The sequence below is a fragment of the Nocardia sp. NPDC050717 genome (genome assembly GCF_040654275.1).
In the GTDB taxonomy this organism is placed as follows: Bacteria; Actinomycetota; Actinomycetes; order Mycobacteriales; family Mycobacteriaceae; genus Nocardia.
Genome location: NZ_JBFAHR010000018.1, coordinates 47,867 through 63,717, shown reverse-complemented (window position 1 = coordinate 63,717; position 15,851 = coordinate 47,867). Strand labels below are relative to the sequence as shown.

Annotated in this window: 12 protein-coding genes; 7 read left to right on the top strand and 5 right to left on the bottom strand. The window is 67.6% G+C overall.

Annotation, left to right across the window (positions count from 1 at the left end; translation table 11 throughout):
* Positions 1 to 246: 246 nt before the first annotated feature.
* Together AB0H56_RS27810 and AB0H56_RS27805 are read left to right on the top strand one after the other, a co-directional pair.
* The gene (locus AB0H56_RS27810) at positions 247 to 1,290 is read left to right on the top strand and encodes a response regulator transcription factor (protein WP_357168615.1); all 1,044 of its coding nucleotides are present in this window, start codon (positions 247 to 249) and stop codon (positions 1,288 to 1,290) included.
* A 105-nt stretch (positions 1,291 to 1,395) separates the two neighbouring features.
* Positions 1,396 to 2,826, top strand: coding sequence for an MmgE/PrpD family protein (locus tag AB0H56_RS27805; RefSeq protein WP_357168613.1), 1,431 nt, complete (start codon positions 1,396 to 1,398; stop codon positions 2,824 to 2,826).
* Positions 2,827 to 2,978: 152 nt separating this feature from the next.
* Here AB0H56_RS27805 and AB0H56_RS27800 read toward each other — a convergent pair whose 3' ends face one another.
* Complete coding sequence (locus AB0H56_RS27800) at positions 2,979 to 4,580, bottom strand: helix-turn-helix domain-containing protein (protein ID WP_357168611.1); 1,602 nt, start codon at positions 4,578 to 4,580, stop codon at positions 2,979 to 2,981.
* Positions 4,581 to 4,776: 196 nt separating this feature from the next.
* Here AB0H56_RS27800 and AB0H56_RS27795 point away from each other — a divergent pair, with 196 nt between their 5' ends.
* The 3 genes from AB0H56_RS27795 to AB0H56_RS27785 all read left to right on the top strand — a co-directional run bounded on the left by AB0H56_RS27795 (position 4,777) and on the right by AB0H56_RS27785 (position 8,550).
* Positions 4,777 to 5,655: a helix-turn-helix transcriptional regulator gene (locus tag AB0H56_RS27795; RefSeq protein WP_357168609.1), complete on the top strand. Its 879-nt coding sequence runs from the start codon at positions 4,777 to 4,779 to the stop codon at positions 5,653 to 5,655.
* A 439-nt stretch (positions 5,656 to 6,094) separates the two neighbouring features.
* The gene (locus AB0H56_RS27790; RefSeq protein ID WP_357168607.1) at positions 6,095 to 7,231 is read left to right on the top strand and encodes a beta-propeller fold lactonase family protein; all 1,137 of its coding nucleotides are present in this window, start codon (positions 6,095 to 6,097) and stop codon (positions 7,229 to 7,231) included.
* Positions 7,232 to 7,335: 104 nt separating this feature from the next.
* On the top strand, positions 7,336 to 8,550 hold the full coding sequence (locus AB0H56_RS27785) for a CoA transferase (protein WP_357168605.1): 1,215 nt from the start codon (positions 7,336 to 7,338) through the stop codon (positions 8,548 to 8,550).
* A gap of 245 nt (positions 8,551 to 8,795) precedes the next feature.
* Here AB0H56_RS27785 and AB0H56_RS27780 read toward each other — a convergent pair whose 3' ends face one another.
* Complete coding sequence (locus AB0H56_RS27780) at positions 8,796 to 9,968, bottom strand: CoA transferase (RefSeq protein WP_357168603.1); 1,173 nt, start codon at positions 9,966 to 9,968, stop codon at positions 8,796 to 8,798.
* A 212-nt stretch (positions 9,969 to 10,180) separates the two neighbouring features.
* On the opposite strand from AB0H56_RS27780, the gene AB0H56_RS27775 reads away from it, so the two are divergent.
* Together AB0H56_RS27775 and AB0H56_RS27770 are read left to right on the top strand one after the other, a co-directional pair.
* Entirely contained in the window at positions 10,181 to 11,662 is a 1,482-nt protein-coding gene (locus AB0H56_RS27775) for an aldehyde dehydrogenase (protein ID WP_357168601.1), read from the top strand.
* A gap of 24 nt (positions 11,663 to 11,686) precedes the next feature.
* The gene (locus AB0H56_RS27770) at positions 11,687 to 13,081 is read left to right on the top strand and encodes an MmgE/PrpD family protein (RefSeq protein WP_357168599.1); all 1,395 of its coding nucleotides are present in this window, start codon (positions 11,687 to 11,689) and stop codon (positions 13,079 to 13,081) included.
* 58 nt (positions 13,082 to 13,139) lie between these two features.
* On the opposite strand, the gene AB0H56_RS27765 is transcribed toward AB0H56_RS27770, so the two are convergent.
* The 3 genes from AB0H56_RS27765 to AB0H56_RS27755 all read right to left on the bottom strand — a co-directional run bounded on the left by AB0H56_RS27765 (position 13,140) and on the right by AB0H56_RS27755 (position 15,832).
* On the bottom strand, positions 13,140 to 13,358 hold the full coding sequence (locus tag AB0H56_RS27765) for a hypothetical protein (protein WP_157101987.1): 219 nt from the start codon (positions 13,356 to 13,358) through the stop codon (positions 13,140 to 13,142).
* 94 nt (positions 13,359 to 13,452) lie between these two features.
* Entirely contained in the window at positions 13,453 to 14,670 is a 1,218-nt protein-coding gene (locus tag AB0H56_RS27760) for an acetyl-CoA C-acetyltransferase (RefSeq protein ID WP_357168597.1), read from the bottom strand.
* Between the two features lie 13 nt (positions 14,671 to 14,683).
* The gene (locus AB0H56_RS27755) at positions 14,684 to 15,832 is read right to left on the bottom strand and encodes an acyl-CoA dehydrogenase family protein (RefSeq protein ID WP_357168595.1); all 1,149 of its coding nucleotides are present in this window, start codon (positions 15,830 to 15,832) and stop codon (positions 14,684 to 14,686) included.
* Positions 15,833 to 15,851 lie beyond the last annotated feature (19 nt).

Here is a 15,851-nt window from a genome sequence, read left to right as displayed (position 1 = left end):
TCCCCGCATGGGTTTCTCCTCTGAGACTCAGATCACTTTCGCGAGCTGTGCGGAATATTAAATATGCAGTGGTGCAGCTCACCGGCGGTTCGACGCGGGATCAATCGAAGGGATTATGGCGCTACGACCAGCGGTCGATGCCGCGCGCAAGATTCGGACACGATTCGGACGCATCCATCCGGATCACCAGATATATTGCATATTCTGTTCGGACGTGGTACGAGGATTTGATACGTGGTGATCGACATGAGGACACCCGGCGGCGGTGCCGTACTCGAAGCCGAGCTCGTCACCCTCGCCGCCGAGGCTTCGGAGATCCTCGGCCGCCGGATCCAGCCACCCGGCGCCGACTCCACCGACGCGGCCAAGCGCGTGCTGGCGCGGCTGTGGGACGAGGCCGTGGCAACCCTGTCCGACGCCACGAACCGAGCAGACATCCAGCGAACGACCGCACTCCTGGCCCGCATTCGCGCCTTCGAGGCCGACCTGGCGGCTGCCGACGCCGCCGGTTCGGCCACCCACCTGCGGATGGCCGCGCAGGCGATCGCACGACTACACGGCGCACGCGGGGTCGACGACCTCCTGAGCCGGGCCGCGGAAGCGATGGGCGCGATGGGTTTCGACCGCGCGCTCGTGTCGACCACCGAAGGACAGCGGTGGCACCTGCACACCATGTTCGTCGTCGACGACAAGCCCTGGGCCGACGCGATTCTGGCGGCCGGGCGCGAGTCCTCACCGACCCTGGACGGCCATCTGGTCGAGAGCGATATCGTGCAGCGGGCACGGCCGGGACTGGTCTTCGATGTTCAGCACAATCCGCGCGTCGTCCGGCCGCTGGTGGAGATGACGCAGTGCAGCTCCTACGCCGTGGCCCCACTGACGATGAACGGCGCGGTCGTGGGGTTGGTGCACGGCGACTACTACTTCCAGCGACGCGAAGCCGACGCGACGGCGCGGGCGATGCTCGCCGTCTTCGCCGCCGGCCTCGGCCATGCACTGGCGGGGGCGAGCCTACTCGACGGCGTGACCGCGCTGCGCAGCGGATTCGATCGGTTGACCGGTTCGGCGACCGCCGCCCCTGGCCACCCCGAAGGCCCCGCGCTCTCGGCGCGCGAGGTCGAAGTCGTCGAATTGCTGGCGGCGGGCCGGGCGAACCGCCAGATCGCCCGCGACCTGGCGATCTCCGAGGCGACGGTCAAGACCCACATCACCCACATCCTGCGCAAACTCGGGGCGGCGAACCGCGCGGAAGCTGTCGCGTACTGGCTGCGCGGAAGCGTCGTATCCTGAGCCGAGAGGTTGCCGGAAACCCGTTCGCGATGCTTACATAATATATAGTGTAGCGACTGGTGCGGGCAGGTCTGCTGTCCTCGCACCCCTGTGAGAGGACAGTCCATGGCCGACACCATCGTCGAGCAACTGGCCCGGTTCACCACCGGCGCGAACTACGACACGCTGCCGCCCGAGGCGGTCGACGAAGGCAAGCGCTTGCTGCTCGACGCGATGGGTTGCGCGCTCGGCGCCGTCGAGGAACCCAAGGGCAGGATCGGGATCCAGTACGGCAAGCTCACCGGCGGCACCGACGGCGACGCCACGATCATCGGCACCGACGACCGGGTGTCGATCTTCGGTGCCTCCTTCGCCAACGGCGAGCTGATCAACGCCCTCGACTTCGACGCGGTGCTGCCGCCCGGACACGTCTCGCCCTATGTGCTGCCGACCACGATGGCCATGGCCGAGAGCCGGGGCCGCTCCGGCCGCGAGGTACTCGCGGCCGTCGCCCTCTCCCACGAGATGTCCTACCGCTTCTACAAGTCGATGGACTATCTGCGCGACGTCCAGAACGATTCGATGGACCTGTCACCGGTGATCGGCTACAGCGTCACCGTTTTCGGTGGCACCGCGGCCGCGGGCAAGCTCGCGGGCCAGTCCACCGAGACCCTCGCGAACGCGCTGGGCATCGCCGCCGCCACCGCCCCGGTGAACGCAATGCGGCCGTGGATCAAGCACGCCCCCAGCTCCACGCTCAAGTACCTGCTCGCGGGCACCCTGACCCAGGCCAGCCTGACCGCGGTGTTCATGGCCGAACTCGGCCACACCGGCGACCTGGAAATCCTCGACGACGCCGAGGTCGGCTTCCGCACATACATCGGCACCCGACGATGGGAACCGCAGAATCTCACCGACGCGCTCGGCACCGAATGGCGCTTCCTGGCCGAACAGTCCTACAAGCCCTACCCGCACTGTCGCATCCTGCACGCACCGCTGCACGCGCTCACCGAGATCCTCGAGACCAACGACATCCGGCCCGAGGAGATCGACGCCATCCGCTGCTGGGGCGAGGCCGCGGTGATGCACCCGCTGTGGCAGAGCCGGGTCATCGAGAAGACCCACGACGCGCAGTTCGACATCGCCCACGGGCTGTCGGTCGGCGCACACCGGGTCACCCCCAGCCGGGCCTGGCACGCACCGGAACTCGTGTTCAGCGATTCGGTGCTCAGCCTGATGGACAAGGTCACGTTCGCGCCACACCCGGACTACTTCAAGGCACTGTCCGCGCATCCCTCCGCGCGCCCGACCAAGGTCGAGGTCGACGCCCGAGGGACCACCTTCGTCGCGGAGCGGACCTACCCCAAGGGCAGCCCCTCCCCCGACCCGAGCACCAGAATGACCACCGACGAACTGGTTGCAAAATTCCGGATCAACGCACAAGAAGTGTTGTCCGAGAACAGGATCGATCAGGTGGTGGAGACCGTGCTCGGCGTCGACAAGATCGACGACTTCGGCACCGTGATGCGTCTGCTCGCGCCGAACAGCCCCTGCTGAACATTCCACCCCATAGCCGAAAAGCCCGCTCGCCCCCTACGCGCGCGGGGCTTTTCGTGTCCGGCCTGCTGCTCGCCTGCCGTGCTGTCGACTGTAGACATGACTGCGGCCGGGGCATGTCCAACAAACTGGACATGCCCCGGCCGATCCGCTCAGGCGATGCGCAGTGCCCTGATCCGGTTGTAGAGCGTCGAGCGGCTGACGCCGAGTGCCCGCGCGGCTTGCAACTTGTTTCCACCCGCGGCCTCGAGCGCCGCCATGATGACCTCCCGCTCGGCCTCGCGAATCGGTGAGCCGGGCGCCTGGCCACCTCGGTGCGAGGCGGGCAGGTCGGTCGGAATGATGTCGCCGGCCGATCGGGCACTCGCCACCAGCTCCACGACGCGGCGCAGTTCGGCGAGATTGCCGCGCCACGGTTGTGCGGCGAGCACCCGCATCGTCTCGGCGGTGAACCGTGTCCCGGTGTGGCCGGTGACCTCGGTCAGCATCTGCTGGGCCAGCCCCGGTACCTCGTGCCTGCGCCTGCGCAACGGGACCAGTTCCCTGCGGTCGTTGCACAGCGCGGGCAGCGCGGCGTGCACCGCGTCGAGGTGCTCGCCCGGCGTCGAGGTGAGCACGACTTCGCGCGACGTTTCCCGCAGCCGCTGCGCGAGCAGCGCGGTGAGTTGCTCGGACAGCAGCTGGATGTTCTCGATGACCACCGGCGGGCCGCCGGCCTCGAGCGTCTCGCCGAGCTGAGCCGCCCACGTTGTGTCACCGATGAGCACGATGTCGGTTGCGTCGAGCGTGCGGGCCGCGGGGCCGACCAGCCCCAGCGCCTCGGTGGTTCGGCCGGTTCCCGTCTCGCCGACCACGAGCAGCGGCCACAGCGGCATCCGGTCCGAGGCCACTCTGGTACGTCGAACACCGGACTCCTGGGTGATGTCGACGAGCACCCCGTCGGTTCCCTCGATCGACTGACACACCAATCGCACGGCACGACCGGAAGTCAGGACCAGTTCCCGGCTGTCCTGGCCGCCGACGGGAACGGCTTCGGCGCAGGCACGCAACGCCGCGTGGTCGGCCGGCTCGAGCAGGTCGACCGCGGCGGGGGTGGCAAGGACCAGCCCGTCACCGATCACGACGACGGCCCGGCCTCGGCGGCCCGCGGCGGCCTGGAAGGCGCTCATCAATCTGCTGTGCGCGCGGGGTGAGTCGCGCTGGAGCCGCTCTTGGATATCGCGGACCATGCGGCGGGCCAGCAGCGCCGACAACCGGTGGTCCGCACTGGTTGTCGCGCCGATCCCCAGCACCCCTTCGAGGCGGCGGGTGACCGGATGGAAGATCGGATGCCCGTAACAGGTGAAGCCGCGGAACAGTGCAAGATAGTGTTCGTCGGCCCGCACGAGCAGGCTGCGCCTGGTCTCCAGCGGGGTGCCGAGCGCGTTGGTACCGATGCGATCTTCACCGAGTTCGACACCCGGCACGATGCCGATGTCGGAGACCGCGCGCCGGATCGATCGGGCGGCACCGTGGATGTCGACCACCCGGCCGGCCTGATCGGCCAGCACCAACGCGACCGGCGTGCCTTCGAGTTCACTCGCGACCCGGCGCAGCACCGGGCTCGCCGCTCGCGCGAGAAAACTGTCGGCATTTCTGCTCGCGAGGTCGAACGGCGGCATCGCGTCCTCACGGATGCCGTTGAGCCGCGATCGGGCCCACGCCGACTCGATGTCCGGTCGAGTCGAATCCCGGTAAGCCTGCAACACAGTCATGGATACTCAACACCACCTTGTCCCGGCCGCCTGAACATGCGGTCGACGCCCAGTCCTCTGTGACCGAGCACACTCGTATTTTATACACAATATCTGCTAGGTTCCTCGGGGTTTGCCGCGATCCCGACCATTTTCCGGTCGGCGTGGGAAGGATTTGTCCCAGGCACCGCGACACCGCCGGGCATATCGTGGAGAAATGACCGAGAGAGCGCCCCACCTTCGCGAGCTGGGTGGATTCCTGAAAGCACGGCGTGCCGAGCTCAGCCCCGAGGACGTGGGCTTGAGCGTGCACAGTGCCGCCGCTCGCCGGGTGGCAGGTCTGCGCCGAGAGGAAGTCGCGGACCTGGCCGCGATCAGCCATGACTACTACACGAGGATCGAGCAGGGCCGCCTGGCACCGTCGGAGCCGGTGCTCGACGCGCTGGTGCGCGTCCTGCGATTGGACGACGCCCAGCGGGACTACGCCGAGAACCTCGTCCGCCGCGCGGACCGCCGCCCCGCCAAGCGAGGCCAGAAATCCGTGCGTCCCCAGCTGCAGCGCCTGCTCGACCAGCTCACCGAGACACCGGCCCTGGTGTTCGGCCGCTACCTCGACATCCTCGCCTGGAACCACCTCGCGGCGGCCTTGATCACCGACTTCGGCCAGATGCCGCCGAGGCAGCGCAACTATGTGCGGATGGTCTTCACCGACCCCGCGATGCGCACCCTCTACGCCGACTGGGAAAGTGTCGCTCGTACGTGCGTCGCCATCCTCCGCATGGATGCCGCGGCCAATCCAACCGATCCTCAGCTGACGGCACTGGTCGGCGAGCTGTCCATCGCCGACGAACAGTTCCGGCAGTGGTGGGCGGCGCGCAACGTGGCCCGGCAGGAGTTCGGCTCGAAGACACTCAACCATCCGGATGTCGGCGAGATGACCCTGAATTGGGATACTTTCAGCTCGTCGGGTGATTCCGAACAGCACCTCGTCCTCTGGTCGGCCGAGCCGGGCACGACCTCCCATGAGAAGTTGCGCATCCTCACCTCATGGTCGGCACCGGTCCCGCGACGGGACCCGGCAGACCACCCGAACTGACCCTTTCGAACGAACCGGTCCCAGCCTCCGGTCATCACACATTGACAGTCTTAATATATTATGCGTAATAATCCGGCGGACTCGGACCGAGATCCCCGCACTTCCGCGGGGCGGGAAACACCGGCCCCGGTCCGCACCACCGTCCACGAGCTCCTCGACTACTTCGGGCGATGCGGCGCCTGCGGCTACCCCGCTTCGGCTTCGAGAGTCGTCAAGCACTTCGGCGACGACTCCATCCAGCACGAGGTCATAGCGACCTGCGGTCTCCCGTGCGGCTGGCGCGCCCCCGTTTCCATGCGCCGGATGACGGGCTCCCCCTGAACTGTGTCCGAATTCCTGGACACTTCGTGCGACCGAACCTTCCTACATTCGAACGCCCCGGGGCCGCGGAGCCCTGCGGCCAGCCGGAAACAGCGCTCACGCGCCGGAAGGAACGTCGATGACGAAATCCACGACAGGGACAACAGGTTTCGCCGTACGGACCAAGAAGGCGGCAGTCGCGGTGGCCACTGCTCTGTTGAGCGCGGCGGGTATGTCCACGGCAGCGGCCGGACCTGTCGAGGACCCACAGTTCCTCCTCGTAGGCGGCACAGTCAGCGGAGACGTGACCGTGCTGCGCGTGGAACCGAGCGGCGGGCTGACGAAAGTGAGCCAGACGCCGGTCGGCCTCGGCGTCATGTCCCTGACGCTCGCACCGAACGGGCGCCACGTCTACGTCAGCCAGGCGGGCGAACAGCGAGTCACCGGATACCAGATCGACTACGCGGGCGCACTGCGCCCGATCCCAGGCGGTGCGGTGGAGATCGGCGGTGGCGTTCCGATCACCTCGGCCCTGTCCGCTGACGGCAGCCTCCTGTTCGTCGCCGTCGGCGGCGTGCCCGGGCACGTCAGGACCTATGCGGTCGACCCATCCGGCGCATTGACGCAGACCGCCTCGATCTCCGTACCAGGTTTCAGCACCATCCCGATGATCCGGGTCGACCCGGACGGCCGGTTCCTGCGCTTCGTCAGCCCCTTCGACAGCCTGATCTCCAGTTTCTCGATCGGGCCCGATGGTGAACTCACGTCGATCGGCGCTCCGGTGTCCGGCGGTGCGCTGCCGGTGAATCCCGGCTACACCCCGGACAGCCGCTTCGTCTACGTGAGCAACGAGTTGGGCGGCAACATCTCCGGCTACTCCATCGGCCCGGACGGCCACCTCACCCCCACCCCCGGGTCTCCGTATGCCAGCGCGTTGATGCCGCACGGCACAGTGGTCACCGCCGACGGCGCGCGGGTCTACGTGCCCGTGGTCGCCGGCGGAGGTGTGGCCGGATACTCGATCGGCGCGGATGGCGCGCTGGCAGCCCTGCCGGGTTCGCCCTATCCGGCGCCTCCCGGCTCCGGCCCCGGCACGCTGGTGCTGAGCGACGACGAGCGGCACGTCTACGCTGCCGACGTGCTGACCACGGGAATCACCACCCGGGTACACACCTACGACGTGCGGCCCGACGGGACATTGACCCTGTCCACCCTCCCGTCGGTGGACACCGGCACCGTGCTGGGCGACGGACCGATCATGGCGCTCACACCCTGACGCTTGAGATATATTATATTTCAAACAGGTGCGGTCCGCCGCGGACGAAGGAGTAGCGCGATGCAGATGCCAGGTCATTTCACGATTTCCCTGGTGGCGCACGCGTGAGCGGGCAGCCGCTGGCGGGCCTGCGCATCGTCGAGTTCGCCAGTTTCGTAGCGGGACCATCGGCAGGGATGACCCTCGCGCAACTCGGCGCGCAGGTCATCCGGGTCGACCCGCTCGGCGGCGGGCCCGACTACCGCCGATGGCCCGTCGCCCGGAGCAATGGCGAAAGCCTGTACTGGAATTCGCTCAACCGCGGTAAGCGGTCGATCGCCGTGGACGTGCGCAGCGAGCAGGGCCGGGAACTGGTGCTGGCACTGGCGACCGCGCCGGGCAAGGACGCGGGGATCGTCGTCGACAACGCGGTGGGGCGGCCGTGGTTCTCCTACGAGGCGCTCGCGGATCGGCGTGCCGATGTCATCAAAGTGCACATCGGCGGTCAGGCCGGCGGCGGTCCCGCGGTGGACTACACGGTCAACACCGAGGTCGGCGTCACCGACCTCACCGGGCCCGCCGATTCACGCACCCCGGTGAATCATGTGCTTCCCGCGTGGGACCTGGTCGCGGGAATGACCGCGACCACCGCCCTGCTCGCCGCCCTGCACGGCCGGGAACGGTCCGGCGAGGGCGCGCACCTGCAGATCGCGCTGGCCGATGTCGCCCTGGCCGGTGTCGCGAATCTGGGGTGGCTCAGCGAGGTTCGGGAACGCGGCGACCGCCCGCGCCACGGCAACTACATGTACGGCTCGTTCGGCGCCGACTTCGTCACCGCCGACGAGGGGCGCGTCATGGTGGTCGCGCTCACGCCGCGGCAGTGGCAGGCGTTGTGCACGGCGACGGGGACGGCAAAAGTGATCGCCTCGCTCGAACAGACCCTGGGCGTGGACTTCGCCGACGAAGCGCACAGGTACATCCACCGGGAGACGATCGCCGCGGTGATGCGGCCGTGGTTCGCCGGGCTGCCTCTCGATGCCGTGGGTGCGGCGCTCGCCGAAGCCGGTGTGTTGTGGAGCCGCTACCGCCAGATGAGCGATGTGGTGGCCGATTTCGAGGCGGGCGTCGGCAGCCGGGTGCTGACCGAAGTCGACCAGCCGGGTATCGGCCCGGTCATCTCAGCACACAGCCCGATCCGTGCGGACAGCGAGTACGGCCCGGTGCGCCCGGCCGCGGCCCTCGGCGCCGACACCGATCAGGTGTTGGCCGAAGTCCTCGGTCTCACCGACAGCGAACTCGGGAAATTGCGTTCCGCGGGAGTTCTCGGCACCACCGAATAGCCTCGCGGCCCGATATCGCCGGACTACAGCAATAGGGCCGGTGCTGAAGAAACATCGTCTTCAGCACCGGCCCTACGAAGCTACTCGCTACACCAGGTCACGACCTCGTCCAACGGTGCGCGCCTGGTGCGATAGTTGATGGCGGGAACGCGCCCGGCAGCTCCACCACGTGGTGAGCAGGTCGGCCAGTGCACCCGACTTGCGTTCTCCCACAAGGTGTTCCGCTACATTCTGTGTGCTCATGGTCAGCCGTCTGCCGAGAGCACGCCCAAGGCAACGAGTTCGTCGATCTTATCGGCCGGGTACACCTCGCCGGCAACGGCACGGGTGTCCGCGCCAACTCGCGGAGCGACGCCGGGACGCTCGGGCCGTTCACCGGCGAAGCGCCACGGCGGACGCACCAGCGCGAGCCCGTCGTCCTGCGGCTCGATCATGCGCAGCCAATCGACCTGCTCGTGCTCGACATAACCGGTCATCGACAGCACCGGCGCGAACGGCACGTCCTCGGCGGTGAGCCGCTTCTCCCACTCCGCGAACGAGCGCTGTTCGAATTCGGCCTCGACGATCTCGACGAGCTCGAAATAGTTCGCCTCCCGTGGCCGGTATTCGGCGAAGCGCGGGTCCACGGCCAGGTCGGCGCGGTCCATCGCCCGGCACAGCGATTGCCAGAACTTCTGCGACGAGGACAGGTGCACGGCGATGTACTCCCCCGAGGCGGTCGGCGCGCAGAAGTTCTGCGCCTGCGGATGCCTGCTGCGCCGGGTCGGGTCGGCACCGAGTTCGAAAGCCTGGGTGATGCCGTCGGTGACGAGGACACTGACGGCCTCCATGATCGAGGTCTCCACGTGCTGCGGTTCCCCGGTGCGATACCGGCCGACCAGGGCGGCGAGCACGCCCGCTGCCGTGCTCAACCCGGTGACCAGATCGGCGCTCAGGCCGCCGGTGAGCTGAGGATGCCCCTCGTCGCCGAGCAGCGAATACAGGCCACCGAAAGCCTGCCCGATGGTGTCGTAGGCGGGCCGGGCCGCGAGCGGACCGCCCGCGCCGAAGCCGGTCACCGAGCCATAGACGATGTCGGGGCGTAGCTCGCGGCAGACCTCCGGCCCCAAGCCCATCGCGGCCACCTTGCCGGGACGCATGTTCTCGAGCACCACGTCGAAGCGCGGGATCAGCGCCTTCACCAGGGCAATGCCTTCAGGCTGCTTCAGGTCGACGGCCAGGCTGCGCTTGCCGGTGTTGTACTGACGGAAGTACGGGCTGGCGTCGTTCTGGTGACGGCGGAAATCCTCGCCCACGACGGGCCGCTCCACCTTCACGACTTCGGCACCGAGGGCGCACAACATGGAGGTGGCGAACGGGAGCGAGATGTAGCCCCCGATCTCCAGGATCCGGATTCCGTCGAGCGGCCTGTGCTGCATAGCCTGTCTCCCTCTAGTCACGTGCTCATATTATATATTATCTCATAGCACAGTGACAGCGAGCACAGCAGCCCTGGCCTGTGGGCTAAGTTATATCATATACTTTACATGAGCCGGGTCACATGGCCATGCGAGACGCTGCGCACGAACCTATCGCTGACCAGCGTATTCCCACCCCGGCACAATCGCCGACGAAGACGATAGGTCTACCCATGAGTGTTCAGACAGAGTTGTGGCAGGGACAGTTCGACAAGCTGTTCATCGGCGGCGGGTGGGTGAATCCGGCAACGCAGCGCACGTTCGAGGTGGTCTCCCCCGCCACCGAGGAGCCCCTCGCCCGCATCGCCGAGGGCAGCGAGGCCGATATCGACGCCGCTGTCGCCGCCGCGCGCATCGCCTTCGACAGTGGCCCGTGGCCCCGGATGGAGCTCGCGGAGCGGATCGCGGTACTCACCCGGGTGAGTGAGATCCTCGCCGACCGGCAGGACGAGATCGCTCGGCTGATCAGCGCCGAGATGGGGTGCCCGATCACGCTGTCGACGCGGATGCAGTCGATGGGCACCCGCATGTTGCTCGACGCGTTCCTCGAGCTCGCTCCGCAGTACCAGTGGTCCGACATCCGCCGCTCGGTCACCGGCAACGCGCTCGTCACCCGCGAACCTGCCGGAGTCGTCGCGGCCGTGGTGCCGTGGAACGCGCCCCTGCAGATCGCCATGATCAAGCTGGCGCCCGCGCTGCTGGCCGGATGCACCGCCATCCTCAAGCCCTCGCCGGAGACCGCGATGTCGGCGTATCTGCTCGCCGAGATCTTCGAACAGGCCGGACTGCCCGACGGCGTGGTGAACATCGTCGTCGCGGGCCGCGAGGTCAGCGAGCACCTGGTCCGCCACCCCGGCGTCGACAAGGTCTCGTTCACCGGCTCCACGGCCGCCGGCCGCCGGATCGCTGCCATCTGCGGGCAGGACCTGCGCCGGGTCACCCTCGAACTCGGCGGGAAGTCGGCCGCGGTGCTGCTCGACGACGCCGACCTCGATGCCGTGGTCCCGGTGATCCGGGCGCTGTCGCTGCGCAACACCGGTCAGGTGTGCAGCAACAAGACCCGCATCGTGGTCGCCCGTTCGCTGCGCGACGAGCTCTACGACCGGTTGCGCGACATGGTCGGCTCGATGCCGATCGGCGACCCGTTCGATCCGGCGACCGAACTCGGCCCGCTGGTGACCAGCGCCCAACGGGAACGCGTGGAGAACTACATCGCGCAGGCCAGATCCGAGGGCACCCAGGTGGTCGTCGGCGGCGGTAGGCCCGAGGGCCTGGAGCGCGGCTGGTACGTCGAGCCGACGATCTTCGGCGACGTCGACCCCAACGCGAAGATCGCGCAGGAGGAAGTGTTCGGTCCGGTACTCACCGTGCACACCTTCGACACCGAAGCCGAGGCGATCGAGATCGCCAACAACTCCGACTACGGCCTCAACGGTTCGGTCTTCGCCGCCGACCCCGCGCACGCGCTGGCGGTGGCTCGCCACATCCGTACCGGCACTGTCGAAGTCAACGGCACTCCGGCCGGCTTCTTCGCTCCGCTCGGTGGCTTCAAGAACAGTGGCATCGGCCGCGAAGCCGGGCTCGAGGGTTTCGACGCCTATATCGAATGCAAGTCCTACGGCCTGCCGCAGCCCCTGCTCGACAGCTTGGCCTGACGCCCACTTTCCGAAAGGTCCTTCATGCCTTCCCTACCCCCCTTGGAAGCCGCCGTCGCCCGGCTGGTCACCGACCTCGAATACGACTCGATCCCTGCCGACGCGCTGGCCGGCGCCCGGCGCCTGATGCAGGACCAGCTGGCGGTGCAGATCGGCTGCGCATCACTGTCGTGGAGCCGGGCGGTGCTCGAGCTGACCAAGGCCTCGCACGCACCCGGTTCGGCGCACGTCACCGCGTCAGGTGACGAAATGAGCGCCGCCGACGCCGCTTTCGTCAACGCGACCTACGGGCACGGCTTCGAGTACGACGACGCCCACCGCTCCAGCTCCAGTCATCCGGGCAGCGCGGTGGTCTCAGCGGCCGTCGCCGTCGGTGAGGAACTCGGCGCCTCGATGGCGGAGGTCGTCACCGGCATCGTCGCCGGGTACGAGGTCTACACCCGGATCGGCATCCTGGCCGCCCCGCAGTTGCTCGAACGCGGCTTCCATCCGCACGGGGTACTGTCGGCGTTCGGTGCCGCCGCCGTGGTCGCGAAGATGCGCGGATTCGACGCCGAGCGCACCGTGCACGCGCTGTCGATCGCGATGAGCCACAGTTCGGGCACCACCGAGTACACCTCGACCGGTGGCTCGGTGAAGCGGCTGCATTCGGGCATCGGCACCCGCAACGGTATCCGCGCCGCGGAGATGGCGGCGGCGGGCATCACGGGCCCGACCACCTTCCTCAGCGGCGGCAAGGGTTTCTACCGCACCTTCGTCGGCCGCCCGGTCGCCGAGAACGCGGTCGAATTGTTCTCCCCGACAGCGCCTTTCGAGATCACACGCGTGTGGATCAAGCCGTACTGCTGCTGCGGCATCAACCACGCCTACATCGACGGCGCCCAGCAGCTCACCGCACGGGCGTCCGAGGTCGAGTCCGTTCGGCTCGGCATCCAGTCCGGCGGTGACGTGATCATCGGCAACCAGAACGCCAACGCCTACGCCCCGCAGATCATCGAGCATCTGCAGTACAGCCTGCCGTTCCAGTTCGCCTTGGCGATCCTGGGCCGCGGCAACGGTTTCCGCGCACACCACGATTACATGGCCGGACGCCTGGACCTGAGCGAGGGCAGCGAGGTCGCCGAGATGGCGCGGCGGGTGAAGATCGAGGTCGACACCGAACTCGACGCCGAGTACGCGGGACGCTGGATCGCCGACATCACGGTCACCTACCGCGACGGCTCCACCCAGCACGTCTTCGTCGACAACCCGCGGGGCACCGCCGAGAACCCGATGACGCAGGCCGATCTGGACGCCAAGTTCCGCGACCTCACCGTCGCCGACCTGGGTGCCGAACGGAGCGAAGCCCTGCTGACCGCGATCAACTCCGGGGATCCCGCCACCCCGGTCGGTGAGTTCGCCGCGCTCTTGCGCGACTGACCCGATGGAGAAGCGTGGCCCGACTCGGATTATCAAGTCGGGCCACGCTTTTCCTATGTCAGGGCATCAAATACAAGCGTTCGTTCGGCAGACGGGGCAGGTCTGCATAGTGTGCGGCTGCGACCGTGATGTCACAGAGATGACGACCGGCCACGTCCTGGACGAAAACCAGCGCGGCCGTCAGGCACGCCACGAATTCCATTCGGATGGTGGCGAACTGGACCATCAATCGAACATCGGGTTCGTGCGGACAGGGTGATCGCTTGTCGGATTTCATCGGCTGTCGACCTGCATGTACTCGTCGTTGCGAATGACTGTGCCCCGGCGGGCCTGTTCGGTTCGCCGGGGCACGGTCGGTGCCTGAACGGTGATCAGGCGGTCTCGAAGGTGGCGGCCATCCCTTGGCCGCCACCGATGCACATCGTGGCGATGCCCTTGCCGCCGCCGCGGCGGCGCAGTTCGTGCAGCAGGGTGGTGACCATGCGCACGCCCGTGGCGCCGATCGGGTGCCCCAGCGAAATGCCGGAACCGTTGACATTGAGCCGGTCGTGATCGCGCCAGCCCCAGCCTTCCAGGACCGCGAGGACCTGCACCGCGAACGCCTCGTTGACCTCGACCAGATCCATCGAGTCGAGCAGCGAGACGGTGTCGGTGCCCCGGCGCGCGGCGAGTTTCGCGACTGCCGGAACCGGTCCGATACCCATCCGGGAGGGCTCGCAGCCCGCGGCCGCCCAGCCGGTCAGGTAACCGATCGGCTCGAGCCCGAGCGCGTCGAGCTGATCCTCGGCGACGACGAGAAGGCCTGCGGCGGCATCGTTCTGCTGGCTCGAGTTGCCCGCGGTGACCGTGCCGTCGGGCATGATCGTGCGCAGCTTCGACAGCGTCTGCGGCGTGGAGTCCGCACGGATGCCCTCGTCGGCGGCGAAGACCACCGGATCACCCTTGCGCTGCGGCACCGTCACCGGAACCACTTCGTCGGCGAAACGCCCTTCCGCCCACGCCGCGGCCGCCCGCTGGTGGCTGCGCGCGGCGAAGGAGTCGGCTTCCTCGCGCATCAGCCCGTAATCCTTCGCGAGGTTTTCGGCCGTCTCGATCATTCCGGAGATCTTGCCGAACCGGGCAACCGGCTGGGAGCGTTCGCGACCGCGGTCGAGCCGGTCGAACAGCTGCACGGTGCCCGCGCGGGCACCCCAGCGGGTGGTGGTCGAGTAGTACTCGATGCGGCTCATCGACTCGACGCCGCCGGCGAGCACCACATCGGCGGCACCGGTCTGCACCATCATCGCCGAGGTGGCCAAAGCCTGCAGGCCACCACCGCAGCGGCGGTCGAGCTGCATGCCGGGCACAGAGATCGGCAGCCCGGCGTGCAGCGCCAGCCAGCGACCGACGCACGGGACTTCGGAATTGGCGTAGGACTGGGCGAACACGACATCGTCGATGCGTTCGGGATCGATTCCGGAGCGCTCGATCACCGCGTTCACGACGGTGGCGCCCAGGTCTTCGACCGACACATCACGCAGGGAACCGCCGAAGGTGCCGACGGGGGTGCGGGTGGGCGCGACGATCGCGGCCCGGCGCAGGGTTGACATCCATCGACTCCGATCAGATCGCGTTGCGCGCGATGAGCTGTGCGGCAATGACATTGCGCTGGATCTCGTTGGTGCCCTCACCGACGATCATCAGCGGTGCGTCGCGGAAGTAGCGCTCCACGTCGTACTCCTTGGAGTAGCCGTAGCCACCGTGCACACGGATCGCGTCGAGCGCGATCTGCATCGCGGTCTCGGACGCGAACAGCTTGGCCATGCCCGCTTCCATGTCGGCGCGCACGCCCGCGTCCAGTTTCTGGGCGGCGTCGAGGGTCAGCAGGCGGGCGGCGCGCTGCTTGGTCGCCATGTCGGCCAGCAGGTTGCCGACGGATTGGTGCTTCCAGATCGGCTTGCCGAAGGACTCGCGCTCCTGCGCGTAGCGCACCGCGGCGTCGAGTGCGGCCTGGCCGACACCGAGTGCGCGCGAGGCGACCTGGATGCGCCCGACCTCGAGGCCGCGCATCATGTGGCTCCAGCCGAGGTTCGCCACGCCGCCGAGGATGGCGTCGTCGCCGACCTTGCGGCCGTCGAACACCAGCTCGCACGCTTCCACACCTCGGTAACCGAGCTTGGGCAGCTTCTTGGAAATGGTCATCCCGTCACCGGGTTCGACCAAAATAACGCTCATACCCTTGTGGGCGGGCTCGGCGTCGCGATCGGTGATACACAACAGGCCGATCAACCCGGAGTGCGCGGCGTTGGATATCCAGGTCTTGGAACCGGAGATCGACCACTGGTCGCCGTCGCGTACGGCGACGGTGCGCATGGCTTGCAGGTCGCTGCCGCCCGCGGGTTCGGTCAGCGCCATGGTGGCGCGGATCGCGCCCTCGGCCATCTTCGGCAGGTACTTCGACTTCTGTTCGGGGGTACCGAAGGTCTTGATCAGGTAGGTGATCACGGAGTGGCCGCCGATGGCGCCCGCCAGGCTCATCCAGCCCCGCGCGAGTTGCTCGGTGACGGCCGCGAAGCAGGCGGTGCTCACATCGACACCACCGAATTCGGCGGGCGCGAGCAGGCCGAAGAAGCCGAGCTTCTTCATCTCCTCGATGAACTCCTCGGGGTAGACATCGTCTTCCTCGAACTCGCGAACGCGATTCTTGACCCGCTGATCGACGAAATCGGCGACCAGATCGACCATCTGCTGCTCATCGGCTGTGAGGCTCATGCCTACCCTTCCCTAGTTA